Source organism: Tsukamurella sputi, assembly GCF_007858445.1.
Taxonomy (GTDB): domain Bacteria; phylum Actinomycetota; class Actinomycetes; order Mycobacteriales; family Mycobacteriaceae; genus Tsukamurella; species Tsukamurella sputi.
Genome location: NZ_VIGV01000001.1, coordinates 956,762 through 983,182, shown reverse-complemented (window position 1 = coordinate 983,182; position 26,421 = coordinate 956,762). Strand labels below are relative to the sequence as shown.

The window sequence follows — 26,421 nt, the reverse complement described above, 5'->3', positions numbered from 1 at the left end:
GCGCCGCGTCCCTCAGGAGTGTGCCGATGTCCGTGCCAGCCGAATACCTCCCGCTGCTCGAGGCGGCGGTCGGGCCGATGCCGGAGAACGCGGAACTGCCGCTGCCGCCGATGGGTCTGTCGGTCGACGAGGAGCGGGAGCAGCGCAAGCGCGACCTGGCGGTCGCCTTCCGGGTGTTCGGGCGGCTGGGCTTCTCCGAGGGCGTCGCCGGGCACATCACCGCCCGCGATCCCGAGGACCCGGGCCTGTTCTGGGTGAACCCGTTCGGCATGAGCTTCAACCAGATCCGGGTCTCGGACCTGATCTGCGTGGACCACAACGGCGTCGTGGTGCACGGGCGCCGACCTGTGAACCGGGCCGCCTTCGTGATCCACGCGCAGGTGCACGAGGCGCGGCCCGATGCGGTGGCCGCCGCCCACGCGCACTCGGTGTACGGCAAGGCCTTCTCCTCGCTGGGCATCCCGCTGGCGCCGCTCACCCAGGACGCCTGCGCCTTCTTCGAGGACCACGGCATCTACGACGACTACGCCGGCGTGGTGAACGAGACCGTCGAGGGCAAGCGGGTCGCCGCGGCGATCGGCGACGCCAAGGCCGCGATCCTCAAGAACCACGGGCTGATCACCGTCGGCGGCTCCGTCTCGTCGGCGGCGTGGTGGTTCGTCACGATGGAGCGCTCCTGCCAGGCGCAGCTCGTCGCCATGGCCGCGGGGGAGCCGCAGCCGATCGACCCCGAGACCGCACGGTTGACGCACTCCCAGGTGGGTGGCGACCTCGCGGGCTGGTTCCAGTTCCGGCCGCTGTGGGAGCAGACCGTCGCCTCCTCGCCCGACGTCTTCGACTGACCGGTCCGACGACTGCGTGAGACGGCGCCGGCTGTGGACCTTCCCATGCCCCTGGAGACGATGTGCTTGCCACTATTGCGGGGCTCGAATCTTCAATGAGGCGATACGTGTGTTGCGCGCCCTGATGTAGCCGGTTGCCTTGGCAAGATACTGCGTGTACGAGGCCGAGTCGGCCGGAAGCGCGGGTGTTGTGAAGTCGTCGAACGGCATCAGGAATCTGACGGACGTGTAGTCCGGACTGACGATGTCCTGGAGGAGGAAGAAGTCGACGAACCCGCGAAAGTCGTTGAAGAGGTCGAAGAATCCGCGGTTCGCTTCGAGCACCGTGGACAGGGGGCTCGCCTGCGCGGCGTAATGACGCCGAACGCACTCGACTGTCAGATCCCAGCGATCGCTGATGCGCGGGTGGAAGCCGCGCATACCGTTGATGGTTCCGGTGCCGTTGATCGTCCGGCTGGGCCAGATCATTCGTCCGCCGATCGTTCCTCTGACGGCCTCGAACTTGTCGATGGCTCGGTACGGGGTCTCCTTGATGATGGATTCCATCCGCCGCCGGCCCACGAAACCGGGAACGCAGATGTCACTCGATAGATCGAAGTCGCCGAGTGGCGAACGATGGCTGAGATAGGGGCGATAGCCCTTGGCGATCAGGTTGAAATTCCCGCCACCCGGGAGCTCGCGGCTCCAGAGGGCCCGGTGGTACTGGCGAAGTGTCGGGCTGAATACATCTGAATCCTTCCCGGGTGGCGTGTCTTCGCTGAAGTCGATCCGCGTGCTCAGAGTCTTCGACTGAGTTCTCCGCCCAAGCATTCCCATTCGCGGATTCTGGCATCGAGGACCGGCTGCGTGCGGCGTTTTGCGAGTTCGATTACGCGGTGTCTGCGGAGGGTTTGGTCAAGAGACGCGGCAGTTCGGCGAGTGGGGTCGGTTTCCTACAATTCCGGTGCGGAAACGACCACATTGAGCGCCGTATGGAACCGGCCGCTGGGCTGGTGCGTCTAATTGACATGTGGAGTGACGCGGCGGATCTCTTCGCGGATAACGACGGAGTGGCGACGCTTGCGCAGCTGCGTGCGGCCGGCGTGACGGACCGGATGATCGCCTCCCGGGTGGACTCGAAAGAGCTGCGTCGCGTCGGGTGCGGCATCTACCGGTCGGCGCTCCATCCGCATTCGGACCGGGTCGGTGTGCGGATTCCAGTCTTGATCTCCGGAGGTGCCGCGGACGGCTGGGCCGCTCTGTACTGGCACGGCTTGACCGAGGCGGTGCCCGAGCGGGTGACGGCCACCGTGCCGCGGGGACGAAGAGTGCGCCAGGCCACCGGTTACCCGCTCGACACCCGCCGGAGGAATCTGGACCCGCTCGACCTGGACAGTGTCGACGGGCTCGCGGTCACTGCGAAGCCTCTCACAGTGTTGGAGGTGTGCGACGCACGGGAGATGGACCGCGCCCTGCAGACAGGCGCGGTGACCGTCGACGGCATGGCGGCCGCAATCGAGCGGAACCTGCGCGCTCGGGGAATGGGGGAGGCGCGGAAGATCTTCGACGTGGCCTCAGGCGACACTGAGTCCGAGGCCGAGCGGCTGTTCGCGGAGTTACTGACCCTGCACGGAATCACCGGTTGGCACCCGCAAATGCCGTTCCACGGCTATGCCATCGACTTCGCATTCCCGCAGTGTCGGCTCGCCGTGGAGATCAATGGCTGGGCCTTCCACCGCTCGCGCAAGCGGTGGATGAGCGATCAGAACAAGTCGAACGCGTTGACGTCGGCGGGATGGTCGGTGCTGAACTACTCCTGGCACCACCTGACGGAGGACCCGGAGGCGGTGATTACCGCAGTCGCCGAGATGATCGGGGACCTGGCTGCGTGAGTGGTCGGTTTTCTGCTCTATCGGTGCGAAGCCGACCGCACGCACAGCGGCGTAGCGAGCGGCTGCTCAGCCGCGGGTGAGGTCGTCGAGGAGGGAGACGGCGGCGCGGGCGTACTCGCCGATCCAGCGATCGTGGATGCGCTTGATGGGGACGGGCGCCAGGGTGAGGTGACGCTCGCGGCCGACCTTGCGGCCGATCACCAGCTCCGCACGCTCGAGGACGCGCAGGTGCTGCAGCACGGTGGTGCGGTCGAGGTCGGGAAAGTGATCGCACAGGTCGCCGGTGGTGCGGGGCGACTCCTTGAGCACGTCGAGCATGCGCCGCCGTGTGCCGTTCGCGAGGGCCTTGAAGACCAGGTCGTCGGCATCGTCGTCGGGTGCTGCCGATCCCGCCGGTTCGACGTCGCCCTTGCGGTCACTGTCAGACATGTTGTAGTTTTATCACATGTCCGAACTCACAGAACTCACCTTCACCGTCTCCGGGTACGTGGCGCGCCCCACTGCACAGGTCTACGAGGCCGTCGCCGATCCGGAGCAGCTCTCCCGGTACTTCACCACCGGCGGCGCACGCGGCCGCCTGGAGTCGAACACCGAGGTCACCTGGGACTTCGCCGACTTCCCCGGCGCCTTCCCAGTCCAGGTCGTCGAGGCGGATCCGCACTCGAAGATCGTGATCCGCTGGGCGGCGCAACACTCGGCGACGGGGGCCGATACCACCGTCACCTTCGAGTTCGCGCCGGTCGACGACGACGCGCGCACGCTGGTGACGATCACCGAATCCGCGTTCACCGCCACCGATGACGGTGCCAAGGCCGCCTTCGGCAACTGCATGGGCTGGACCGGCATGCTCGCCGCGATGAAGGCCTGGGTCGAGCACGGCATCAACCTGCGCGAGGGCTTCTACAAGTAGCCCGGCGTCGACATCCGGCGCTCGCCCTGACAGGGTGAGGGCATGTCGGAGACAGCCGCCCTCGCCCGTCGCGCCTACGAGACCGTCGAGCCCTTCCACGTCGTCGCCTACTTCAACCCCGGCATCCGGGCCGCGTGCAGCGATCTCGGGATCGACCAGCACGCCTTCTACGTCGGCGCCCGCGCGGCACCGATGGGTGAGGCGAACGCCTCGGTCGTGACGGCGGCCTTCTACAACTTCTCGCCCACCGTGATCGACAACGGCTGGTCGCAGGCGCTGCAGGCGGGTCTCGCCGAGATCGACGACCGCCGCTACGCCATGCTCGCCGAGCAGTACGGCACGATCCTCGCGGGCATCGACCCCGCGGAGATCGAGGCTCTGGCGCAGGGCTTCGGCACCGTCGTCGACGGTCTGCCGCTCGAGGGCCGGGCGCTGGCCGCCGCGTGGGGTGGCTCTCCCGTCCCCGACGCGCCGGTGCTCGCGCTCTGGCGCCACATCTCCGTGCTGCGCGAATGGCGCGGCGACAACCACCTCGCCGAGCTCGTGCGGCACGGCCTGACGGGCATCGAGGCCGGCGTCTTCCACGAGGCCGACGTCACCGATCCCGAGATCCGTCGCCGCGTGATGGGCCGGCGCTTCTTCCGCATCACCCGCGGCTGGATCGAGGAGCAGTGGGGTGAGGCCGTCGCCCGGCTCACCGCGCGCGGCCTGGTCGAAGGCGACCCGGAGGAGCACCGTCTGACCCCCGAGGGCATGGCGCTCTACGACGAGATCGAGGCGGGCACCGACGCCGTCAGCGGTGCGGCGTTCGGCGACGCCGCGGCCGGCCTCATCGACCGGATGCGCCCGATCAGCAAGGCCGTGATCGACGCCGGCGTCCTGCCCGGGAGCAAGAAGAGGTAGCCCACCGGTATTCCCGGTTTCGCTGCGGGCGTACTCGCTAGGGCGGGCGCGGCGAATCGGCGTAGCGTTGTCTTCCGTGAGCACCGCACGCGCTGATGTACGCACCGATCCGCCCGCCGAGCTCCCCGCGACGCTCGGCGAACTCAAGGCCTCCGGCCACCTCTACCGCGGGATCAAGGACGAGCTCCGGGGCAACCTGCTCGCCGCGCTGCGCAACGACACCGACCCGTGGGACGGGATCCAGGGCTTCGACGACACCGTCATCCCGCAGCTCGAGCGCGCCCTGCTGGCCGGCCACGACGTGGTGCTGCTCGGCGAGCGCGGGCAGGGCAAGACCCGCCTGATCCGCACCATCGTCGGGCTGCTCGACGAGTGGACCCCTGTGATCGACGGTGCCGAGCTCGGCGAGCACCCGTACCACCCGATCACCCCCGCCTCGATCCGACGGGCCCAGGAGCTGGGTGACGACCTGCCCGTCGCGTGGCGTCACCGGGACGAGCGTTACTCGGAGAAGCTGGCGACGCCGGACACCTCCGTCGGTGATCTGGTCGGCGACGTGGACCCCGTCAAGGTGGCGCAGGGGCGCAGCCTCGGCGACCCGGAGACGATCCACTTCGGCCTCATCCCGCGGGCGCACCGCGGCATCGTCGCCGTCAACGAGCTGCCCGACCTGGCGGAGCGGATCCAGGTCGCGATGCTCAACGTGATGGAGGAGCGCGACATCCAGGTGCGCGGCTACACGCTGCGCCTGCCGCTCGACGTGCTGCTGCTGGCCAGCGCGAACCCCGAGGACTACACCAACCGCGGCCGCATCATCACGCCGCTCAAGGACCGCTTCGGCGCCGAGATCCGCACGCACTACCCGCTCGAACTCGAGGACGAGGTCGCCGTCATCGAGCAGGAGGCCGACGTGGTGGCCTCCGTGCCGCAGTACCTCACCGAGGTGCTGGCCCGGTTCACCCGCGAGCTGCGCGAATCGCCCGCCGTGGACCAGCGGTCCGGCGTCTCCGCCCGGTTCGCCATCGCCGCGCAGGAGACGATCGCGGCGGCTGCGCTGCACCGCGCGGCCGTGGGCGGCGAGGAACTGCCCGTCGCGCGCCCCGTCGACCTGATGACGGTGCCCGACGTGCTGCGCGGCAAGGTCGAGTTCGAGGCCGGCGAGGAGGGCCGCGAGATCGCGACGCTCGTGCACCTGCTGCGTCGCGCCACCGCCGCGACGATCGGCGAGTACCTGCTGGGCGTCGACCTGGGGCCGCTGGTGGAGGCCATCGAGGCCGGCGGGCCCATCGTCACCGGCGACGACGTGACGGCCGCCGAGCTGCTGGAGAACCTGCCCGAGGTGCCGGTGCTCGCCGAGGTTTACCGGCGGCTCGACGCCGACGAGCCCGGCGAGCGGGCCGCTGCCGCCGAGTTCGCGCTGGAGGGCCTGTACCTGGCGCGGCGGATCGGCAAGGAGTCCGACGACGAGGGCCAGACCGTTTATGGCGGATAGGTTCTCGCGCAGGGAGCGCGACCGGACGGGACGGCGCGGGCATCTGGCCCGGTACCGCCGCTACACCGGCGGGCCCGATCCGCTGGCCCCGCCGGTGGACCTGCGGGACGCGCTCGACGAGATCGGCCGCGACGTGATGAGCGGCGTCTCCCCGCGTCGCGCGCTGCAGGAGTACCTGCGCCGCGGTGGCGAGAACCGCCGGGGCCTCGACAAGCTGGCGGAACTGGCGAACCGCCGGCGACAGGAGCTGTTGCAGCGCAACAACCTCGGGAAGACTTTCGAGGACGTGCAGAAGCTGCTCGACGAGGCCGTGCTCGCGGAGCGCAAGGAGCTCGCGCGGGCGCTGGACGACGATGCCCGGTTCCAGGAGATGCGGATCTCGAACCTACCGCCGTCGGCGGCGCAGGCCGTGCGCGAGCTGGGCGACTACCAGTGGCGCTCGCCCGAGGCCGCGCAGAAGTACGAGGAGATCCGCGATCTGCTCGGACGCGAGCTGCTGGACCAGCAGTTCGCCGGGATCAAGCAGGCCCTCGAGGGCGCCACCGACGAGGACCGCGCGGCGATCCAGAAGATGCTCGACGATCTGAACGCCCTGCTGGACAAGCACAACGCCGGTGAGGCCACACAGGACGACTTCGAGGACTTCATGGCCGAGCACGGCCAGTACTTCCCGGAGAATCCGCGGAACATCGAGGAGCTGATCGATGCGCTCGCCCGGCGGTCCGCGGCGGCGCAGCGGCTCTACAACAGCCTCACCCCGGAGCAGCGGGCCGAGCTGGAGGAGCTGTCACAGGCGGCCTTCGGCTCGCCGCAGCTCTCTCAGGCGCTGAGCGACCTCACGGGCAAGCTCATGGACGCCAGGCCCGGCGAGGACTGGTACGGCAGCCAGGAGTTCGAGGGCGGCGAGGGCATGGGCCTCGGCGACGCCACGCAGGCGATGCAGGACATCGCCGATCTGGAGTCCCTCGCCGAGCAGCTCAGTCAGCAGCACAACGGCGCCTCGCTCGACGACATCGACCTCGACGCGCTGCAGCGACAGCTCGGCGATGAGGCCGTCGCGGACGCGCGGACGCTCGCCGAGCTGGAGAAGGCGCTGCGCGATCAGGGGTACTTCTCGCGCGATCCCGACGGTGCGCTCCGGCTCTCGCCCAAGGCGATCCGGCAGCTGGGCCAGTCGATCCTGCGGGACGTCGCGGACCGCCTGACGGCGCGCGGCGGCGAGCGCAACACCGCCCGGGCCGGCGCCACGGGCGAGGCCAAGGGTGCCAGCCGGGAGTGGCGCTTCGGCGACACCGAGCCCTGGGACGCCACCCGCACGGTGCTCAACGGCGTGCTGCGGCAGGCCGCTTCGGGGGAGACCGGCCCGGTGACGCTGGATGCGAAGGACATCGAGGTCACCGAGACGGAGGCACGCAGCCGTGCGGCCGTCGCGCTGCTCGTGGACACCAGCTTCTCCATGGTGATGGAGGGCCGGTGGCTGCCGATGAAGCGGACGGCTCTGGCACTGCACCAACTGATCTCGACCAGGTTCCGCGGGGACGACTTGGCGCTCATCAGCTTCGGGCGGTACGCGCGCACACTCAGCGTGGGCGAGCTGACGGGGTTGGACGGTGTGTACGAGCAGGGCACCAACCTGCACCACGCTCTCGCCCTGGCACAGCAGCACTACCGCGCGCATCCGAATTCGCAGCCGGTGCTGCTCGTCGTCACCGACGGCGAGCCCACCGCGCATCTCGAGCGCAACGGCGAGCCCTTCTTCGACTATCCGCCGCACCCGCGGACGCTGGCGATGACCGTGCGCGGCCTGGATGCCGTTGCGGCGCAGGGCGCGCAGATCACGGTCTTCCAGCTGGGCGACGACCCCGGTCTCACCCGGTTCCTCACCGCGGTGGTGCGCCGCGTGGGCGGGCGGTTGGTCTCGCCGGACCTGGATGGTCTCGGCGCGGCCGTGGTCAGCGATTATCTGGGCAGCCGCAAGCGGCGGTGACTACCGGATGTCGACCTCGACGCCACCCCAGAAGGCGAAGCCCTTCACCACGATCCGTGGGCCGGTGGGGTCGCCCGTCTGCGGGTTCTTGTGCTCGAAGGCACCCATCACGCCGACACCCTCGACGTGCACGTTGGCGCCGCGCGACAGGATGATCTTCACGCCGCCCATCACCGCGTAGGCGTTCAGCGTCACGTCGCCGACGAGGAAGGTGGCCTCGCGCAGGTCCAGGGTCACGCCGCCCCAGAAGGCGGTGGCGGTGTGCTCGGGGCCCACGGCGATCGGTCCGCGCACCTTGGTCTCGGACATCACGGCCCACTTCGTCTCGCCCATTCGCGGAACCCCCGCGGGGGCGGCCGACGGTGCGCGGTAGGCGGGCGCGGACGTCGCAGGAAGGTTCTGCACGGCCGGCAGGTCCACGACGAGGCGGTCGAGATCGGCGAAGGTGCGGGCCGCCACCGCATGCTGCGAGCGCTCCTCGTACTCGGGGAGCGTCAACTGGCCGAGGCCCAGGGCCTCGGAGAGCATCTCGACGACGCGATTGCGGTCATGATCGGACGCTCGGAGGACGTCGCGGCGCAGGGGTTCCAACTCGTCGGACATGCCCCCGACTCTAGGGGATCGCGGCGGCCCGGCGCGCTCGGAAAGCCGGGCGATGGCGGCGGGGGTGCACAGCGCCCCGAAACGACGCCGTCCCCAGGTCGTGGACCTGGGGACGGCGTTTCCGTTGGGGGAGCTCGGAGCGCTGCGTCAGAGCAGGCGGCCGACCACGGGGAGGCGCTTGAGCAGCAGCGCGATGCCCGACGGCTGGCCCTTCTTCGGCGCGGACTTCGCCACGTCCTTCGACGGTGCCTCCGCCTTCACGTCCGCCTTCGCCTTCGGCGCGGCCTTGGTCTCGGTCTTCGCGGCGGGCTTCGAGGACTTCGCGTCGATGGAGGCCGGAGCCTTGCTCTTCGAGGCGGCGTCCTTCTGCGCGGCGATCGGGGTGATCTTGGCCTCCGAGGCCTTGACCGGCGCCTTCTTCGCGGCCGGCTTGCTCGCCGCCGGCTTCGCCGCGGCCTTGGTGGCGGCCGGCTTCGCAGCGGTGGTCTTCGCAGCGGGCTTCGCGGCCGTGGCCTTCGCAGCCGTGGTCTTCGCCGTGGCCTTGGAGGCGGCGGGCTTCGCGGCCGACTTCGCCGGCGCCTTCTTCGCGGGCGCCTTGGTGGCGGTCGTCGCCTTCTTCGCGGCCGGGGTGGCCTTCTTGGCGGGGGCCTTCTTCGCCGGGGCGGCCTTCTCGGCCGCGGGCTTGGCGGCGGCGGGCTTGGCGGCGGCGGGCTTGGCAGCCGCGGTGGCGGCCGGCTTCTCAGCGGCGGGCTTCGCGGCGGGGGTGGCGGCACCGTCGAGGCCCAGAACGGCCCAGGCGTCCTCCCAACCGGCCACGGCGTCCGCGGTCACGGTGAGGTTGGTGTTGGCGGTCAGCGCCTTGCCGGGGTTCTTGCCCTCCCAGCCGGCGGCGAGCTTGGCCACGTGCGCGGCGTAGTCGGCGGCGGAGGCGAGCGCGATGGGCGCACCGTCGGACAGGTCCACGAGGGCCCATGCGGTGACGGGGGCCTTGGCGACGGCCTCGCTCTTGCGGGCCTGCCACGAATCGCCGGTGGTGGCCTTGACGCGGAGCGTCTCGGTGCGGCCGTTCGCGGTCACGGTGACGAGCGTGGTGCTGCCCTTCGTGGTCACCTCTGCCTTGCCCCCGCGGGCCTCGACGGCAGAGACGAACACCTCGACGGCGCGCTGTGCGGCGGTCTGAGCCATGGGTCTCTCCTGGGTTCGGTTCGCGGCGCGCCGTTCAGCGCGCCACTCGTGGCTTCATTAACCCATGAGTAGTTTCGGGAACCCAAGCCGAAACGGACGTCACACGCGTAATGTGACCGGGTCGTTCGTCACAATCATCAGGTGAGAAGGAACGCGATCAGCATGATCGCCGGGATCGACAGCGCCGTTGTGATAAGGCCGGAATCCCTCGCGAGGATCACGCCGCGGTTGTACCGCAGGCCGTAGACCAGCACGTTCTGTGCCGTCGGGAGCGCGGCGGTCACCGTCTGCGCGAAGAGGGCGTGCCCCGTCTGGCCGAACAGGAACCGCGACATCGCCCAGGCCAGCACCGGCATTGCGATCATCTTGAGCACGGTCGCGAGCGCGATGTCCCGACGGGGCGCCTCGCCCTTCTGCATCACCCGCACGCCGCCGAGCGACAGCCCGAAGACGAGCAGCGCCATCGGCACGGAGGCGTCGCCGAGCAGTTTCACCGGACTCATCAGCCAGTCCGGCGGGTGCCAGCGGGTGAGGGAGATCGCGAGGCCGATGAGCGCGCCCACCACGATGGGGTTGAGCAGCGGTGTGACGACGGTCCGCCACAGGGGCTGGGACGGTCCGGGCCGGTCGCGGGACTCGGCGATGTCCAGCATGGTGAGCGCGATCGTCGAGAAGATGAGGATCTGGAACAGCAGTAGCGGCGCCACGTACGAGGTGTCGTGCAGCACGAAGACGGCGATGGGGATGCCGAGGTTCGACGAGTTCACGTAGCTGGACGCGAGCGCACCGATGGTCGCATCGCCCATGGTGCGCCGCCAGAAGACGCGGACGATCACGTAGTAGACGGCCGCGATGGCCAGTGCCGACCCGGCGCTGACCGCGAGCCGCGAGCTGAACAGCACCGTGACGTCGGTGGTGGCCAGCGCGTGCAGCAGGAGGGCGGGCGTGAGCAGGTAGAAGACGAGCAGCGAGAGCTGCTTCTCCGGCGCCTCGCCCAGCACACCGAGCCGGCCCAGAAGCCAGCCCGCCGCGATGATGATCGCGATCACGGCGAAGCCGGCCAGCACGGAAGTCACGGGCAGAAAGGTTACGCGACCGAAGTATCGCCGCCGACGGCTGCAGTGGGTTGCGCCGCGTGGGGGAGGTGGCCGCCGCGTGGGCCGATGCGGACCGACGCACGCGGATGCTCACGATGTGGCGTTCTGCGGCAGTACCGGCCGCGCAGGAGCGGCGGTACTGCCGCAGAAGCCGACTTCGTGAGGTCTATTTCTTCGAGGAGTAGGGGAGCAGCGCCATCTCGCGCGCGTTCTTCACCGCCAGCGCCAGCTTCTTCTGGTCCTGCGGCGAGAGCCGGGTCACCGCGCGCGAGCGCAGCTTCCCGCGTTCGTTGAGGAAGGTGCGCAGGTAGGTGACGTTCTTGTAGTCGAGCGCACCGTCGGGCACCCGGACGAGACCGCGGCGCGGGGCGGGGATGCGAGCGGGTCGACGGGCCATCACCAGCTCGACTTCCGGACGCCGGGCAGCTGACCGTCGTGCGCCAGTTGCCGCACCTTCACCCGGGAGAGCCCGAACTTGCGCAGGTGTCCGCGGGGGCGACCGTCGGCGGAGTCGCGGTTGCGCACCCGGGTGGCCGAGCCGTCGCGGGGCAGCTTCGCCAGCGCGCTGACGGCCGCGGAGCGCTCGTCGGGCGAGGTCGACGGGTGCGCGATGAGCCGCTTGAGCTCGGCCCGCCGCGCCGCGTGGCGGGCCACGAGCACCTTGCGTCGTTCGTTGGCAGCGATCTTCGCCTTCGTGGCCATCAGCGCTCCTCCCGGAAGTCGACGTGCTGGCGGACCACGGGGTCGTACTTGCGCAGCACCATGCGGTCGGGGTCGTTGCGACGGTTCTTCCTGGTCACGTACGTGTAGCCGGTGCCGGCGGTGGACTTGAGTTTGATGATCGGCCGGATCTCGTTGCGGGCCATTTACAGCTTCTCCCCTCGGGACAGGATGTCGGCGACCACGGCGTCGATGCCGCGACGGTCGATGGTCTTGATGCCCTTGGTGGACACCCGGAGCGTCACGGTGCGTCCGAGTGAGGGCACGTAGTAGCGGCGGCGCTGGATGTTCGGGTCCCAGCGGCGGTTCGTGCGCACGTGAGAGTGCGAGACCCGCTTGCCGAAGCCGGGCGCTCGACCCGTGACCTGGCAGTGTGCGGACATGGTTCTCCTTCTTGCGAATGATTGTCGATAAGGTAACGTACTAGAAATGGGAATCATTTCCAATAGAACCCCGGTCCTGCTGCTGACCGGCTTCGGTGGGCAGGAGCGCGCGCTGGAGCTGGCCGAACCCGGCACCGTCGTCGTGCATCACGATCTGTCCGGCCTCAGGGAGGGGCTGGTCGTGCGGTCGGAGGCCACCGTCCGGCCCGACGGCACCGCCGAGGAGCGCGTCGCCCTCCTCGAGCTGGCCCACGGCTGCGTCTCCTGCACTCTGCGCGAGGACCTGCTGCCGCTGCTGCGCACACTGCACCGGCGGGCGAGCGTGCGACGCATCGTCGTGCGGCTGGACCCGATCCTCGAGGCGGACGCGGTGCGGCACGCCATCGAGCACGTGATCGTCGAGATGGTCGGCGCGGTGCCCGGCCCGGCCGCGCGCGACGTCGAGGTGACCGGGACGATCGGCTTCGTCGACGGCGCGACCTGGCTCGACGACACCCTCGGTGAGGAGGAGCTCGGTGAGCGCTTCTCCGTGCCGGACGACGACGAGCGCACCGTCGCGCAGCTCGCCGTCGGGCATGCGCAGAGTGCCGACGCGCTGGTCGTCTCCGGTGACAGCCCCGATCCCGCGCGCCTGCGCGCCGTCCTGCGGCGGCTCGCGCCCGGCGCGCCGACCGTCCGCGAGCGCGTCCCCCTGGACCGCCTCGTGCCCCGTCTGGGGGCGCCGCGCCCGCCGATCGAGCCCTTCGGGCCGCTCCTGCCCGGCTGTCCGCCGCTGGACCCCGACGGTGACGTCCGCCTGATCGAGTTCAGCGCGCGCCGCCCGCTGCACCCAGGCCGGTTCCACGAGGCGATCGACGTGCTGCTCGACGGCGTCGTCCACGCCCGGGGCCGGATGTGGCTCGCCACGCGCTCCGACGAGGCCTTCTGGCTCGAGTGCGCGGGCGCGGGGCTGCGCGTCGGCGCGGCCGGACGGTGGCTCGCCGCCGGCGGCGACGGATCGCCCGAGCGGTGGGCCATGGCGTCCGCGGTCTGGGACGAGGCGTACGGGGACCGTCGGACGGACCTCGTGGTGCTCACCGCCGGGGCCGACCCGACGCGCATCGCGGAGACCCTGCGGTGGGCCGAGCTGACCCCCGACGAGCTGGCCGCCGGGCCGGGGGAGTGGGCGCGCTGGCACGACCCGTTCGGCGCGATGCACGCCGACCCGTGTGAGGACCTGGCCGCGCCCGCATCCGCGAACGCGGCCGATACCGAGATCGATGAGGAGATGTCATGAAGCAGGGAATCCATCCCGAGTACCGCCCGGTCGCCTTCCAGGATTCGTCCACGGGGAAGGTCTTCGTCACCCGGAGCACCGCCACGTCGGCACGGACCGTCGAGGTGGACGGGGTGACGTATCCGCTGATCGTCGTGGACGTCACGAGTGATTCCCACCCCTTGTGGACGGGCAAGCAGCGCGTCGTCGACACGGCCGGGCGGGTGCAGAAGTTCCAGGAGAAGTACGCGCGTTTTGGCGGGCGGGCCTCGGGACGGTAGACTTCAGTGCTTGTGACGTTGGAAGCCTTCTGGGCTCGCGTCGGAAGCTTTTTACGTCAAGACCGATAGGAAGAATCATGGCTGTACCGAAGCGCCGTATGTCGCGGGCGAACACGCATGCTCGTCGCTCGCAGTGGAAGGCGAACAACCCCGAGCTGCAGGCCGTGCAGGTCGGCGGCCGCACCCACCTGGTTCCGCGTCGCCTCGTGCGCGCCGCGAAGCTGGGTCTGGTCGATCTCGACCGCCGCTAAGTAGATCTTTCCCTCAAGAGCGGGTCGGCTGGTGCCGGCCCGCTCTTGAGCTGTATCCGAAGGGGCCCACGTGCTGCTGGCGGTGCTGAACTACGCGGGCATCGCGGTCTTCGCCGCATCCGGCGCGCTGATCGGCGTCCGCAAGCGGCTCGACCTGTTCGGCGTCTGGACGCTGGCCGCGCTCACGGGCGTGGGCGGCGGCGTCGCGCGCGACGTGCTGCTCGGCATCCACCCGCCCGCCTCCTTCCAGGGCTGGGAGAACATCACCACCGCCTCGATCGCCGCGGCGTTCGTCTTCGTCTTCCATCCGCAGTTCGGCCGGCTCCGCAACTCCGTTCTGGTGCTCGACGCGATCGGCATGGGCGTCTTCTCCGCGACCGGCGCGCTCACGGCGCTGCACCACGACGCCTCGCCCTTCGCCGCCGCCCTCATCGGCATCACCACCGCGCTCGGCGGCGGCGTGCTCCGCGACATCCTGGTCAACGAGGTGCCGCTGCTCATCCAGGAGCGCGATCTCTACGCCATTCCCGCGCTGACCGGCGCCGGCGCGACGGTGCTCGCCGCGACCTGGGGCGCGACGGACGCCCGCGCGCTGCTCGTGGGTGCAGTGCTGGCCTCCGGCTTCCGGCTGGTCGCGCTGTGGCAGGACTGGCGGGTGCCCGTGGCCCCCGAAGACGTCGCGGGCAGATTCCTCGGCGCCTGCAAACGCGCGCTGCGTCGCCGCTGAGCGGGGCGTCGGACGCCCCGAGTGCTCGCTCCCAGCGGGGAGCGAGCGTCCCCGCGGTTGCACCAAGGGGGAGGCTCAGTGGCGATGGGGACGTACGGCCCCGGTGGGGAGCGCAGCGGCCGACTTCGCTGTGCGCCTGTGGACAATCGCGTTCCTGTGGATAACTCCCTGTCAGCGGCAATTCGCGGGGCTTGCATTGCGGCAGGCTGACCGTATGAGGGGAATGGTGACGCGAGCGGTGCTGCTCGCCGAGGGGTGGACCGATGTCTCGATCCGCAAGGCGATCGGGGGGAAGGAGCTCCGGCGGTTGTGGCCGGGGGTTTACACCGATCAGCCGCGGGGCAAGCCCTGGGATGAGTACCGGCTGACGGTGCTCGCCGCGGGGCTCGTCGGGGGCCACGGTGTCACCAGCCATCAGAGCGCCGGCGCGATCCATCGACTGGCGATGCTCGATCCCGACTGCGCCCGCGTGCACACTACCGTCAGCGCGAAGCACGGAGGAGGCCTGGTCAGCGCGAACAGGCACGTGCACCCGCGACTCTTGCGTCCCGAGGACAGCGTGGTGATCGACGGACTCATCGTCACATCGCGGACGCGAACGGTGATCGACATCGCGTTGTCCGGCACGTTCGAGCAGGCGGCGGTCGTCGTCAACGGCGCTCGGCGCCGCTACCGCTATCCCACCGCGTCGACTCCGGTCCCGATCCCCGTCGCGGAGCTTCACGCGGCACTCGACTTCCTTTCCGGTGCGGCGAGATCCGCGATCGCGCGCCGGGCGATCGTCGAATCGTCTGAGCTGTGCGAGAGTCCCGGGGAGACTCTCTCGCTGCTACGGATGCGGCAGTGGCGACTCCCGGAACCGCAGCAGCAACGAGCCTTCCGCATCAACGGGCGGACCTACTACGTGGACTTCTTGTGGGGAACTCTCGTCGGCGAGTTCGACGGTGACGACAAGTACGACTCCGACGCCGCCCGGCGGCGATACGAGAAGCGGCGTGACGGTGACTTCGCCACGATCGGCTACACGGTGTGCCACTGGAGTTGGGAGGACCTGCAGGACCGGCCGCGATTTTTCAGAATCCTCACGAACGCGCTGGTCAGATCAGGGCAGCTGTCGTACGTGCCTGCTTTCGCAGGGTGACGGACGGTCACCGTCGAACCGCCCGCGTGGGTGTGTGCTCCCAGCTGGGAGCGAGCATCCCCACTGGTACGACTGCGGGGACGCTCGCGGGCGACGGGGACGTTCGCTCCCGGCGGGGAGCGCGCGCGAAGGGGGCTTTCAGCGAATTCCTACCCGACTTCGGTAAGACTGTGGACTATGCGAATTCTGGTGGTCGACGACGATCGTGCGGTGCGGGAGTCCCTGCGCCGCTCACTGACCTTCAACGGGTACCAGGTGGATACCGCCGTCGACGGGCAGGACGCGCTCGATCACATCGCGAGCAACCGCCCCGACGCGCTGGTCCTCGACTTGAACATGCCGCGCATCGACGGCCTCGAGGTGTGCCGCCGCCTGCGCAGCGCGGGCGACGACCTGCCGATCCTCGTCCTCACGGCCCGCGACGCCGTGAGCGACCGCGTGAGCGGCCTCGACGCGGGCGCCGACGACTACCTGCCGAAGCCCTTCGCCCTGGAGGAACTGCTGGCGCGGATGCGGGCGCTGCTGCGTCGTGCCGCACCGGAGGCGGGCGGCGACAACGAGGTGCTGCGCTTCGAGGATCTCAGCCTCGACCCGGCCACCCGCGAGGTACTCCGCGGAGACCGGAACATCAGTCTCACCCGCACCGAGTTCAGCCTGCTCGAGATGCTCATGGGCAATCCGCGTCGTGTGCTCACCCGTAGCCGCATCCTCGAGGAGGTGTGGGGTTACGACTTCCCGACCTCGGGCAATGCGCTGGAGGTGTACGTCGGCTACCTGCGCCGCAAGACCGAGGCCGACGGTGAGAGCCGCCTGATCCACACCGTGCGGGGCGTGGGTTACGTCCTGCGCGAGACACCCCCGTGACCTCCGGTCCCATTCCCCGGCACGCGCGTCCCGAGGCGCGCGACCGCCGGCCGATGCGGGATCCGAATCCGATCACCCGCAACGTCAGCTTCCGCTGGCGGGTCACGCTGCTGGCCGCGGCCGTCGTGGGCATCACGGTCGCGCTCATGGCGGCGTCAGCGTTCTTCGTGGTCAAGCGGGCCATGTACGCGGACGTCGACAACCGGCTGCACCAGCAGGTGGACTCGGTCGCGCCCGCGATGAGCTCGCCGGTCACGCAGTTCACCACCGTGATGATGATGCTGATGTTCCGGCCGGACATGTCCGTCAACCGGACGATGGTCGTCTACCCCGACGGGACGCCGTACCACTCGGGTCCGTCCGGGCAGGTCCCGATCGGCGAGCCCGAGCGCGAGGTGATCTCGGGCAAGCTCGCCCAGTCGCTGCGGTCCGAGGGCGACACCCGCGTCATGGCGCGCCGCCTCGACAACGGCGTCACGATCATCGTCGCCGAGGACCTCACCCCCACGAAGAACCTGCTCAGCGAGCTGGGCACCGTGCTCGTCGTGGTCGGCGCCTGCGGCATCGTGCTCGCCGCGATCGCCGGCACCGCCGTCGCCAGGGGCGGCCTGAGACCGGTGCAGCGACTCACCGAGGCCGCGGAACGCGTGGCCCGCACCGACGATCTGGCCCCGATCCCCGTGACCGGGCGCGACGAGCTGGCACGCCTGACCTCCAGCTTCAACACCATGCTCAAAGCGCTGGCCGAGTCGCGCGACAGGCAGGCGCGCCTCGTCGCCGACGCCGGCCACGAGCTGCGGACCCCGCTGACCAGCCTGCGCACCAACGTCGAGCTTCTGGTCGCGGCGAACCAGCCCGGCGCGCCGCCCATCCCCGAGGAGGACATGAAGGAGCTCTCCGACGATGTCCTCGCCCAGGTCGAGGAGCTGACCACGCTGGTCGGCGACCTCGTCGACCTGGCTCGGGAGGACGCGCCGGAGGCGGTCAACGAGGAGGTCGACCTCGAGGAGATCCTCCAGAAGGCGGTCGAGCGCGTCGAGCGCCGCCGCCCGACGGTGCGCTTCGACGTCACGAGCGCCCCGTGGTTCGTCTACGGCGACAACGGCGGCCTCGGCCGCGCGGTGGTCAACGTGCTCGACAACGCCGCGAAGTTCTCGCCCGACGGTTCCGTGGTGCGGGTCGAGCTCGCCGAGATCGGGGTCTCGCGCGCCGCGCTCACCGTCGCGGACAGCGGTCCGGGCATTCCCGAGGAGGACCGCGAACTGGTCTTCGAACGCTTCTACCGTTCGATGGCGAGCCGCTCGATGCCGGGCTCGGGGCTGGGGCTGGCCATCGTCAAGCAGGTGGTGGAGCGGCACGGCGGTTCCGTCGCCGTCGGGACGGCCGACGGTGGCGGTGCGCTCGTGCGCCTCGAGATCCCGGGCAGCCCGGTGGCGGGCGGCCGGGCGCCGCAGGTGGTGCAACGGGAACCCCGTCTCCGTCTGCTACGGGGGAAGTGACAATCTGCTCACAGGCACTTCACAGCAGCCGTGTGCAGTGTGGGCGGGGAAGTAGACGAAGGAGGGGGCTCCATGACCGAGGGTCCGCAGAATCCGTATCAGCAGGGCCAGGCGCCGGGCCAGGGCCAGCAGGTGCCGAGCCAGGGCCAGCAGACGCCCGGCCAGGGGCAGCCGGGGCAGGGCCAGTACCGGCCCACCCAGCAGTACTCGAACCCGTACGCGGCGGCGCCCGGCGGCGCACCGTCGGGCTACGCGGTCCCGGGCGGCCTGCCGACGGTGACCACGACTCCGCCCCCGGCGCGCGGGCCGCGAATGGGCGCCCTGGTGGCGATGGGCGTCGCGATCGCGCTGATAGCCTCGCTGCTCTCGGTGACCGGCGCGTACCTCGTGTGGGGATCGAGCGATTCGGCGTCGTCGACGGTGACGGTGTCCGGCGGCGACGCGCCCGCAGTGGTCAAGGGGTCGGTGCAGGACGTGGCGCAGAGCGTGCTGCCCGCGGTGGTCTCGATCGACAACCAGGCAGGGAACTCGGAGTCGTCGGGCTCGGGCGTGGTGGTCACCGCGGACGGCAAGATCGTGACGAACAACCACGTCATCGCCGGTAACGGCAAGCTGACGGTGTCCTTCTCCGACGGCAGCGTGAGCAACGCGGTCGTGGTGGGCGCGGATCCGATCACCGATCTCGCGGTGATCCAGACGGACAAGCACGATGTGAAGCCACTGGCCTTCGCGGACAGCGGGAAGCTGAGCGTCGGCCAGGAGGTCGTGGCCGTCGGCGCCCCGCTGGGGCTGGCCGGCACGGTCACCAGCGGCATCGTCTCGGCCCTGAACCGTCCCGTGGCGACCAGCGGTAAGGATTCGGACCAGGCGACTGTGATCAACTCGGTGCAGACGGATGCGGCGATCAACCCGGGCAACTCGGGCGGCGCGCTGGTGGACATGACAGGGCGCCTCGTCGGCATCAACTCGTCGATCGCGACGCTGGGCAGCTCCCGGACCACGGGCCAGCAGGGCGGCAGCATCGGTCTGGGCTTCGCGATCCCGTCGAACCAGGTGCAGCGGATCTCCAAGGAGCTGATGGAGTCGGGCAAGGCCACGCACGCCGCCGTGGGTATCACGGTGGATCCGCGGGCCTCGGTGAGCCGGCCGGGCGCCCTGGTGGTGGACGTCTCAGCGACGGGCGGCTTCGGCCGCGCCGGGATCCCGAAGGGGGCGCTCGTGACCAAGGTGGACGATCTGCAGATCACCGACGGTTACGGATTGATCGGGGCCGTGCGCGCCTACCCGCCGGGGACTACCGTGACCGTTACCTACCTCGATAGCCAGAGTGCTACGAGTCCGGTGTCCAAACAGGTGACGCTCGACAAGTTGGACAAGTGAGACGAGGAGTGGAGATGACCGCGGAGATGAGCCAGAGCCGGTCGGCGGACGAGTGGCTGGAGGACGAGGCGTTGGACGTGCCGGCACTCGATGATGCGGCCCTCGACGGGGCCGGGGTGATCGGTCGCGCGCTCGTCGTGGTGGTGGACGATCACCTGCAGCCCGGCACCTCCGGTGCGTCCGGGGCCGGCAAGTCCGTGGGCTCACTGGTGACGGAGCTGCTGGAGGAGGCGGGCTTCGAGGTCGACGCCGTGGTCGTGGTCCCCGCCGAGGAGGTGGACGTGCGCAACGCGCTGAACACCGCGGTGATCGGCGGAGTCGACCTGGCGGTCACGATCGGCGGCGTGGGAGTGGGCGCCCGCGATGTGACGCCCGAGGCCACCGAGGAGATCCTCGACAAGAAGCTGCCCGGTATCTGTGAGGCGCTGCGCTCGTCCGGGCTCGCCGCGGGCGCGACCGATGCGGGACTCTCGCGGGGCCTCGCGGGCGTCTCCGGTAGCACCGTGGTGGTGAACCTCGCCAGCTCGCGCGCCGCGATCCGTGACGGCATGGCCACGCTGACCCCGCTCGCGACCCACGTGATCCGGCACATCGCCGGTGGGGACGATCAGGCACGGTGACGCCCACGCCCACGCCCGACCCCGCTCCCCGGAAGTACTCCGCGCGCGATGTCGCGCGGATCTTCGGGGACGTTCTCCCCGCGCAGACCAAGGACGATCTGCCTGACGGCGCCGCACCCGGCTCGGGTGCGGCGTCACCCGTTTCCGGGTCCGACGGTGACCCCACGGAGCGCTGGTACCGCGAGAACCGTCCGCCCCACCACGGCGGCTGAAATTCGTTGGCGGAGCAAACGTGCTGGTAGTGTGACTAATCACACAGGCTCCCCGGTGAAACCATCAGGTTACGGCTCTGGGTTATCTGAGTGAACTCTAAGTAGGAAGCACACCCTAACCGGAGTGCTGGTAGATACCGGTTACCGACGGCTTCGACCTATAAGTGCAGGTGGGCGCATGTGTCGGCGATTTGCTATCGCGATGAATAGGTTCACGAACTCTGCATTTACAAAGATCGAAACCGTTGCGCCGCCAGGAAAGCTGAGGATATGCTCCGCGGGAACCGAAGGTCAGCGAAGACTTCCGGGGAACCGATAGTGATTCTGCGCTGAGACCAAGTGCAGGATTCGGCAGGCGGCTGGGTGAGTCGCCGAGCCGGCGCTCCTACCGGAGCGTCACACCATGATTCCTGGTGAGGGGAACGAATGAGCAAGATGAGCAAGGTCGCAGCACGCGCAGGCGTCGTTGCGGTCTCGGTGGCAGCTGCCGCCTCGATCACTGCCGGAACCGCGAGTGCCGGCCCGCTGCCGAGCGGCCAGAAGGTCGTCGCGGCGCCCGAGGGCTGGTCCGTAGTCCTGAAGTCGTCGAACAACTCCTTCAACATCCAGCCGACGATGGCCACGCCGCAGTCGCGCTCGGTGTGGATCACGTCGACCGGCACGCTGGATGTCAAGGCGCCCGCTGATGCCAAGGACATCCAGGGCAAGTTGGGAGTCGGCGTCGTGTGGGGCTGCCAGTTCACCGGCCAGGTCGGTGGCGGCGTCGACGTGAAGGGGCCGTCTGCGAGCGTTGGTACTAGCGTGGGCGGAAGTCTCGGTAGCGTTTCGCCGTACGTCAACTTCCCGCTCAACCCGGGGCAGACCTCCTCGGTCACGGGCTTCGGTCAGAGTGATCAGCCGGGCAACATCGACGTGATCAAGTTCTCGAAGTCGGGCACCTACAACGTGGTGGTCAAGGACCAGAACGTGGACTCGGGCTTCTGCTCGGGCTACGCACAGGCGCGTGTGGTGACCTGGGTCGAGATCAAGGGCAGCAACCGCGTGCAGGGCTTCCTGTACGGCGCGCCCTTCTCCATGGGCTAAATCGCTCCCTCTGTCTTCCTGACACTCTTGCCCACCCTCGGGTGGCGACATCCTTGAAGGAATCATTTCTGATGAAGAAGCTCGCACTGCGCGGCGCCGCTGTGGCGGCCGTCGCGGGCGTGGCCCTGGGTGCCCTCTCCACGGGCACGGCCAACGCCGACACGTTCCTCAACCTCGACAACCCGACCGTCACGCAGAAGCTGGGCGACGGCTCCGTCACCATCTCTCTCACGGGCCACCATGCCGTGCTCTCGCCCGGCATGGTCGCGCTTCCCACGACCCGCAACGCCTGGGTCTCCGGCACCGTGTCGGTGAAGGTGAACGGCAAGGCCAGCGGCGGCACCATCCAGGCGGGTTACGTCGTCGGATGCCAGGTGCAGGTCGGCGCGGCCAACGTGAAGCTGAGTGGCACGGCAGATTCCGGCGTCGGCCTCGACAGCTCGAAGGGGTTCTCGATGGCTCCGACTGCCACCGCAGGTACCGGCGGCAGCCTGAGTCTTGCCGCTGGTCAGGTCGGAGTGCAGAACCTGACCTTCGATCGCAAGAAGTTCCCGTCGGCAGGTGACGAGATCAAGCCGAACTGGAATCTTCCGAGCAACAGCTACTCGTTCAGCAAGGACAAGGGCTCGTTGTCCTTCCAGGATCAGACCATCGGCGTCGACAACTGCGCCGGCTACGCGCAGGCTAAGTTCTACGCCCTGATCAATGCTCAGGTCGGCAATTCCGAGGGCAATGTGATCCTCTGGGGCAAGCCCTTCACCCTGGGCTGATAGGTCCACAGACCGTGAAGGCGGTGTCCGGTTCGGGCACCGCCTTCGCTGTTCCTAAGAAGTGGCACGAACGTACGGATCGGATACGGCGCCGCCGATCCGTACGAGGATCCGGCGCCGCCACATGCAAGTCCTGCCCTAGGGAGCTGAAGAAGTGAATCGCAAGGCAACCTCCATCGCCGCGCTCGTCGCGGCCGCGGCCATCGCCGCCGTCCCCGTGTCCGGCGCCAACGCCGCGACGTCCACCCCCGCGATCGTCGCCGCCGCGCACCCGGCAGCGACCGCGGCCGTCACCCCGGCCGCCGTCCTCAAGAACGTCGCCGCCTCCGCAGTGGCAGGTGCGCCGGCCGCAGCAGCCGTGCCGCAGGGCGGCGTCGCGCCGATCGTCGTCGTCACCGATCAAGCGGTGCAGGGTGCGGCGAAGTCGGTCGCGGCTCCGACACCCGCTGCTGCCGCATCCGGTGTACCGATCACCATCCCGGCGCTGCCCTCGGCCGTGACCGACATCCTCAACACCGCGGGCCTCCCGCTCGCGGGCGTGTGGCAGGTGGTTCAGGTCGCACAGGGTGTCTACACCATTTGGTACAAGATGCTGACCACGGTGCCGAACGCGATTCTCACCGGCCAGTGGGGTAGCGTTCCGTCGCTGTTCACGAAGGCCATCAACGATTCGCTCACCTGGATCACCACTGGCGCGGGACCGGTCGCGCCGAAGGCTCCGGCGGCTACCGCGGCCATCGCGTCCACGGATGCATCCTCCTCTGTCCTCCCCTCGCTCACCGTGCCGAACATCGTCACCGACGCACTGAACGTCGCCGCGATCCCGGTCGCGGCGGCATGGGGCGCGGTGCAGGTCTTCCAGACCGTGTACTCCGCCGGCTATGGCCTGCTCACGTCGGTTCCCAACGCAGTCCTCACCGGGCAGTGGGGGAGCGTTCCGAAGCTGATCACCGACGCGATCTCCAAGTCGGTGAACGCGGTCGTCGGTTACCCGGGCGCCCAGCTCGCGGCCGCATCGACGGCTGTCGGCAAGCTGCTCGCTGATCTGTCCCCGGCGACCACCGCCGCCACCGTCCCCGCGGCGGCCACGGTGTCGTCGAGCGCCTCGGCGGCGACGCTGCGCTCCTCCACGCCGTCCGTCTCGGATGCTGCGTCGCTCGTGACTCCTGCGGCGGCCGCAGGTGCTGAACTCCCGGCGGCGCCGGTCCAGGCCGCTCGGCCTGCGTCGTCCGCAGCGAGCGCGGTGCCCTCCGCACCGGCGACTCCGTCGGCGCCGTCCACCCCGGCCTCGTCGGTCACGCCTGCGCAGCCCACGGCACCGGCCACGAACACGTCGGCGAGCACCCCGGCGGAGAGCGTAGCCCCCGCGACATCCGAGACCGTGAGCCACCCTGCCGGGTCCGCGCCGGCCAAGTCTGCGACCGCGCCCGCGGCGGAGGCCGCTGCTCCCGCCGCGTCCGCGACCGGCAGCACGGGTAGCGCTTCCGCTCCCTCGGGCTCCACCTCCTCGAGCTCGTCGTCGCGCTCGTCCTCCTCCGCTTCCGCGGCATCGGGCTCGACGTCCTCCGACGCGGCCTCCTCCGGCGGCTCGTCGTCGAACTCGTCGTCTTCGGGCGCCGCTGAGAAGTAACCGAACACCCGGTAGCCACCGACCCGGCGCACAGCGCACGTCTCCTTCGGGAGGCGTGCGCTGTTTGCGTTTTCGCGGGAAGTGGCCGAGTGGTTCGCGCCCCGATGGAATGTGACCTTCCGCACGCCACGGGCGCATTTTCGCAGGTCGTGTCACTGCGTGCAGTGCGCATCCGAACTCGGACATATCCGCCGATTAGGCCGTGTTAAGGTTTGGCTGACCTAAGGGTGCAAAGGGTTGCCTTGCATAATCGAACGTGCGGGTGTGCACCTGAGGGGATCCGTGAGCGAGCGCTCCGGAATCGATCAGGTGAGGTGAGAGTTGCGGAACACTGGGTGGAAGTCGGGCGCGGTCGTGGCGACGATGGTGGTCGGCGCGTCGATCGGTGCGGGTGCGGCGAACGCGGGGCCGCTGCCGAGCGGGCAGAAAGTCGTCGCGGCGCCGGCCGGATGGTCGATCGTCCTGAAATCGGTGGGGAACGCCGCGGCGATCCAGCCGACGATGGCGACGCCGCAGTCGCGGTCCGCCTGGCTCACGACCACCGGTTCGGTCGAGGTGAAGGTGCCCGCGGACGTGAAGGATGTCCAGGGCAAGCTCGGTGTCGGACTGGTCTCAGGATGTCAATTCCCTGGGCAGATCGGCGGCGGCATCGACGTCACAGGACCCAGCGCGGGCGCATCGAGTAAGGGAATTACGGCCAATCTCGGTGGAGTGTCGCCGAGCCTCAGCATTCCGCTGTCGCCGGGTGCGACTTCCAGTGTCACCGGCTACGGGCAGTCCGACCAGCCCAGCGCGCTCGACTCGATCAAGTTCACCAAGGCCGGCACCTACGAGGTCGTGATCAAGGACCAGAACGTCGACATTCCGTTCTGCACGGGCTATGCGCAGGCACGCGTAGTGACCTATGTGGAGATCAAGGGCAGCAACCGGATTCAGGGCTTCCTGTACGGCGCGCCGTTCTCCCTGGGCTGACCCACGTCACGGCCGACGAGCCGCTCTTCACCGCCCCGAGCGCGGAATCCGAACCACGAAGGACGAATTCATGAATCGCACCACCCTGCGCGCCGCTGCCGCCATCGCTGCTACCGGCATCGCCGCCGGCGCCCTCACGACCGCCACTGCCAATGCCGATACCGTGCTCAATCTCGGCACCTCGACCGTCTCCCAGAAAGTAGGCGGAGCAACGGTCACGATCACCCTCTCGGGCCATTCGGCGCGCCTGTCACCCGGCATGGTCGCGTTGCCCACCACGCGCAACGCGTGGGTCTCGGGCATCGTTTCGGCGACGATCGACGGGGCCAAGGCCAACGGCGGATCGATCCAGGCCGGCTACGTCGTCGGCTGTCAAGTAGATGTCGGAGCGGCGAATGTGAAGTTCTCGGGCACGGCCGACAGTGGCGTCGGATTCGACAGCTCGGCTGACAACCCGTTGTCCGTCACGCCCAAGGCCAGCGGGTCGACGGGGGGTTCCCTTTCGCTCAAGGCCGGCTCTGTGGGCACACAGATGCTCACCTACGACCGCTCCAAGTGGCCGTCGCCCGGCGACGAGATCTCGCCGAAGTTCGCGGAACCCGGTACCGGGTTCAAGTTCGCCGGCAAATCGGGCTCGCTGTCGTACAACGATCAGACGATCGGTGTCGACGGCTGTGCCGGCTACGCACAGGCGAAGTTCTTCGCGAAGGTCAAGGCGCAGGTGGGGAACTCGGAGGGCACCGTGATCCTGTGGGGCAAGCCCTTCACGCTTGGCTGACCGCGCGGTGTCACGGCGGTGTGAATTAATCGCTATTCCGTGTTACATGCGTGGTCATGACCGTGATTAGGTGCCCCTTGGGCTGCTAGGTTCAGAGACCTGCCGTTCGACGTCGTCGTGAACGGCTCAGAAAGGACTCGAATGCCTATCAGGACAACGCACGCCGCTGTACTCGCCGCCGCCGGTGCACTCACCGTCGGATTGCTCGCTCCCGCGGCCACCTCCGGTGCGGACACGGTGATCCCCTTGCGTGACACGGTCAAGACGGTCAAGGTGGGCTCCGGCTCCATCACCGTGACGGTCAAGGGGCAGAAGGCGAGGCTGTCGCCCGGCATGGTGGCGCTGCCGACGACGCGCAATGCCTGGGTGACCGGCGCGATCAGTGTCAAGTTGACCGGTGCCGACGCTGATGCCGGAACTATCGAAGCCGGCTACGCGGTCGGCTGCCAGGTGCAGGTCGGCGACGCGAGCGTGGGTGTTAATGGAACCGCAGACTCCGGTGTGGGATTCGACAGTTCGAAGGGGGGCAACCCTCTGTCGGTCTCACCAAGCCTCAGCGCCGAGACGGGCGGGTCGCTCAGCCTCGCAGCCGGACAGGTCGGTGTGCAGTCGTTGACCTTCGACCGCGCCACCTGGCCCAAGCCGGGCGACGAGATCAAACCGCGTGGTGCATCGTTCGACCCCTCGACCAGTTTCGACTTCAAGGGGGGAAGCGGCAGTTTCAACTACGCCGATCAGACGATCGGCGTCGACGGCTGCGGCGGCTACGCGCAGGCTCGCCTGTACGTCATCGTGACGGCACAGATCGGCGACTCGGAGGGGACCGTTCTCGCCTGGGGCGATCGGTTCACCCTGGGATAGGACGCGGAGCGATCCGTGGACACGGCGGCCTCGTTACCTCGGTACGGGGCCACCGTGGCGTCTGTTGCGGAAGGGATCCCCGTTTCGGGCGCCGCTGGGTTATC

The 26,421-nt window shown here is 69.3% G+C and carries 31 protein-coding genes; 22 read left to right on the top strand and 9 right to left on the bottom strand.

Features of this window, described 5'->3' with window-relative positions; all coding sequences use genetic code 11:
• The first annotated feature begins 77 nt into the window (after positions 1-77).
• On the top strand, positions 78-842 hold the full coding sequence (locus tag FK268_RS04840) for a class II aldolase/adducin family protein (protein WP_231706941.1): 765 nt from the start codon (positions 78-80) through the stop codon (positions 840-842).
• Between the two features lie 72 nt (positions 843-914).
• Here FK268_RS04840 and FK268_RS04835 read toward each other — a convergent pair whose 3' ends face one another.
• Complete coding sequence (locus FK268_RS04835) at positions 915-1,658, bottom strand: DUF6994 family protein (RefSeq protein WP_146431592.1); 744 nt, start codon at positions 1,656-1,658, stop codon at positions 915-917.
• A gap of 155 nt (positions 1,659-1,813) precedes the next feature.
• Between FK268_RS04835 and FK268_RS04830 the strand changes: the two genes are divergently transcribed.
• Positions 1,814-2,713, top strand: coding sequence for a PDDEXK-like endonuclease domain-containing protein (locus FK268_RS04830; RefSeq protein ID WP_146431589.1), 900 nt, complete (start codon positions 1,814-1,816; stop codon positions 2,711-2,713).
• 66 nt (positions 2,714-2,779) lie between these two features.
• On the opposite strand, the gene FK268_RS04825 is transcribed toward FK268_RS04830, so the two are convergent.
• The gene (locus tag FK268_RS04825; protein ID WP_146431586.1) at positions 2,780-3,142 is read right to left on the bottom strand and encodes an ArsR/SmtB family transcription factor; all 363 of its coding nucleotides are present in this window, start codon (positions 3,140-3,142) and stop codon (positions 2,780-2,782) included.
• Positions 3,143-3,158: 16 nt separating this feature from the next.
• Between FK268_RS04825 and FK268_RS04820 the strand changes: the two genes are divergently transcribed.
• The 4 genes from FK268_RS04820 to FK268_RS04805 all read left to right on the top strand — a co-directional run bounded on the left by FK268_RS04820 (position 3,159) and on the right by FK268_RS04805 (position 8,005).
• Entirely contained in the window at positions 3,159-3,623 is a 465-nt protein-coding gene (locus tag FK268_RS04820) for an SRPBCC domain-containing protein (protein WP_146431584.1), read from the top strand.
• A gap of 42 nt (positions 3,624-3,665) precedes the next feature.
• Positions 3,666-4,526, top strand: coding sequence for an SCO6745 family protein (locus FK268_RS04815; RefSeq protein ID WP_146431582.1), 861 nt, complete (start codon positions 3,666-3,668; stop codon positions 4,524-4,526).
• 76 nt (positions 4,527-4,602) lie between these two features.
• Positions 4,603-6,018 carry a sigma 54-interacting transcriptional regulator gene (locus tag FK268_RS04810; protein WP_166443442.1) on the top strand — a complete coding sequence of 472 codons (1,416 nt, stop codon included), beginning with the start codon at positions 4,603-4,605 and terminating at the stop codon, positions 6,016-6,018.
• Positions 6,008-8,005 carry a vWA domain-containing protein gene (locus tag FK268_RS04805; RefSeq protein ID WP_146431578.1) on the top strand — a complete coding sequence of 666 codons (1,998 nt, stop codon included), beginning with the start codon at positions 6,008-6,010 and terminating at the stop codon, positions 8,003-8,005. The genes FK268_RS04810 and FK268_RS04805 overlap by 11 nt, the downstream gene beginning before the upstream one ends.
• On the opposite strand, the gene FK268_RS04800 is transcribed toward FK268_RS04805, so the two are convergent.
• From FK268_RS04800 to rpmB, 7 genes are all read right to left on the bottom strand, one after another.
• Positions 8,006-8,608: a DUF1707 SHOCT-like domain-containing protein gene (locus FK268_RS04800; RefSeq protein WP_146431576.1), complete on the bottom strand. Its 603-nt coding sequence runs from the start codon at positions 8,606-8,608 to the stop codon at positions 8,006-8,008.
• 147 nt (positions 8,609-8,755) lie between these two features.
• On the bottom strand, positions 8,756-9,793 hold the full coding sequence (locus FK268_RS24720; RefSeq protein WP_193560236.1) for a hypothetical protein: 1,038 nt from the start codon (positions 9,791-9,793) through the stop codon (positions 8,756-8,758).
• A gap of 137 nt (positions 9,794-9,930) precedes the next feature.
• A complete protein-coding gene (locus FK268_RS04790) occupies positions 9,931-10,869 on the bottom strand; it encodes an AEC family transporter (protein WP_146431574.1) in 939 nt (312 codons plus the stop codon).
• A gap of 187 nt (positions 10,870-11,056) precedes the next feature.
• Positions 11,057-11,287, bottom strand: coding sequence for a 30S ribosomal protein S18 (rpsR, locus tag FK268_RS04785; protein WP_146431572.1), 231 nt, complete (start codon positions 11,285-11,287; stop codon positions 11,057-11,059).
• Positions 11,287-11,592, bottom strand: coding sequence for a 30S ribosomal protein S14 (rpsN, locus tag FK268_RS04780; RefSeq protein WP_146431570.1), 306 nt, complete (start codon positions 11,590-11,592; stop codon positions 11,287-11,289). The genes rpsR and rpsN overlap by 1 nt, the downstream gene beginning before the upstream one ends.
• Positions 11,592-11,756 (bottom strand): 50S ribosomal protein L33, encoded by a 165-nt coding sequence (gene rpmG, locus FK268_RS04775; protein WP_013127877.1) that lies wholly within the window; start codon positions 11,754-11,756, stop codon positions 11,592-11,594. Before rpmG ends, rpsN begins: the two co-directional genes overlap by 1 nt.
• On the bottom strand, positions 11,757-11,993 hold the full coding sequence (gene rpmB, locus FK268_RS04770; protein ID WP_068574798.1) for a 50S ribosomal protein L28: 237 nt from the start codon (positions 11,991-11,993) through the stop codon (positions 11,757-11,759).
• A 46-nt stretch (positions 11,994-12,039) separates the two neighbouring features.
• Between rpmB and mrf the strand changes: the two genes are divergently transcribed.
• The 16 genes from mrf to FK268_RS04690 all read left to right on the top strand — a co-directional run bounded on the left by mrf (position 12,040) and on the right by FK268_RS04690 (position 26,317).
• A complete protein-coding gene (mrf, locus tag FK268_RS04765) occupies positions 12,040-13,269 on the top strand; it encodes a ribosome hibernation factor-recruiting GTPase MRF (protein ID WP_146431568.1) in 1,230 nt (409 codons plus the stop codon).
• Positions 13,266-13,529 (top strand): type B 50S ribosomal protein L31, encoded by a 264-nt coding sequence (locus tag FK268_RS04760; RefSeq protein WP_146431566.1) that lies wholly within the window; start codon positions 13,266-13,268, stop codon positions 13,527-13,529. Before mrf ends, FK268_RS04760 begins: the two co-directional genes overlap by 4 nt.
• 77 nt (positions 13,530-13,606) lie before the next feature.
• Positions 13,607-13,780 carry a 50S ribosomal protein L32 gene (gene rpmF, locus FK268_RS04755; protein ID WP_013127873.1) on the top strand — a complete coding sequence of 58 codons (174 nt, stop codon included), beginning with the start codon at positions 13,607-13,609 and terminating at the stop codon, positions 13,778-13,780.
• A gap of 70 nt (positions 13,781-13,850) precedes the next feature.
• A complete protein-coding gene (locus FK268_RS04750; protein ID WP_146431564.1) occupies positions 13,851-14,507 on the top strand; it encodes a trimeric intracellular cation channel family protein in 657 nt (218 codons plus the stop codon).
• A 214-nt stretch (positions 14,508-14,721) separates the two neighbouring features.
• Positions 14,722-15,648, top strand: a complete 927-nt coding sequence (locus FK268_RS04745; protein WP_146431562.1) for a hypothetical protein — start codon at positions 14,722-14,724, stop codon at positions 15,646-15,648.
• 177 nt (positions 15,649-15,825) lie between these two features.
• Entirely contained in the window at positions 15,826-16,512 is a 687-nt protein-coding gene (locus FK268_RS04740) for a response regulator transcription factor (RefSeq protein WP_146431560.1), read from the top strand.
• 53 nt (positions 16,513-16,565) lie between these two features.
• Complete coding sequence (locus FK268_RS04735) at positions 16,566-18,011, top strand: HAMP domain-containing sensor histidine kinase (RefSeq protein ID WP_146431916.1); 1,446 nt, start codon at positions 16,566-16,568, stop codon at positions 18,009-18,011.
• Between the two features lie 72 nt (positions 18,012-18,083).
• A complete protein-coding gene (locus FK268_RS04730) occupies positions 18,084-19,391 on the top strand; it encodes a S1C family serine protease (RefSeq protein WP_146431558.1) in 1,308 nt (435 codons plus the stop codon).
• A gap of 14 nt (positions 19,392-19,405) precedes the next feature.
• Positions 19,406-20,011 carry a MogA/MoaB family molybdenum cofactor biosynthesis protein gene (locus tag FK268_RS04725; protein ID WP_146431556.1) on the top strand — a complete coding sequence of 202 codons (606 nt, stop codon included), beginning with the start codon at positions 19,406-19,408 and terminating at the stop codon, positions 20,009-20,011.
• Complete coding sequence (locus tag FK268_RS04720) at positions 20,008-20,223, top strand: hypothetical protein (protein WP_146431554.1); 216 nt, start codon at positions 20,008-20,010, stop codon at positions 20,221-20,223. The genes FK268_RS04725 and FK268_RS04720 overlap by 4 nt, the downstream gene beginning before the upstream one ends.
• A gap of 426 nt (positions 20,224-20,649) precedes the next feature.
• Complete coding sequence (locus tag FK268_RS04715) at positions 20,650-21,306, top strand: MspA family porin (protein ID WP_146431552.1); 657 nt, start codon at positions 20,650-20,652, stop codon at positions 21,304-21,306.
• 71 nt (positions 21,307-21,377) lie between these two features.
• A complete protein-coding gene (locus FK268_RS04710) occupies positions 21,378-22,076 on the top strand; it encodes an MspA family porin (protein ID WP_146431551.1) in 699 nt (232 codons plus the stop codon).
• Between the two features lie 154 nt (positions 22,077-22,230).
• Positions 22,231-23,706, top strand: a complete 1,476-nt coding sequence (locus FK268_RS04705) for a hypothetical protein (RefSeq protein ID WP_146431549.1) — start codon at positions 22,231-22,233, stop codon at positions 23,704-23,706.
• Between the two features lie 363 nt (positions 23,707-24,069).
• Positions 24,070-24,678, top strand: a complete 609-nt coding sequence (locus FK268_RS04700; protein ID WP_231706940.1) for an MspA family porin — start codon at positions 24,070-24,072, stop codon at positions 24,676-24,678.
• A gap of 70 nt (positions 24,679-24,748) precedes the next feature.
• On the top strand, positions 24,749-25,456 hold the full coding sequence (locus tag FK268_RS04695) for an MspA family porin (RefSeq protein ID WP_146431545.1): 708 nt from the start codon (positions 24,749-24,751) through the stop codon (positions 25,454-25,456).
• Positions 25,457-25,693: 237 nt separating this feature from the next.
• Positions 25,694-26,317 (top strand): MspA family porin, encoded by a 624-nt coding sequence (locus tag FK268_RS04690; protein WP_231706939.1) that lies wholly within the window; start codon positions 25,694-25,696, stop codon positions 26,315-26,317.
• Positions 26,318-26,421: the final 104 nt, after the last annotated feature.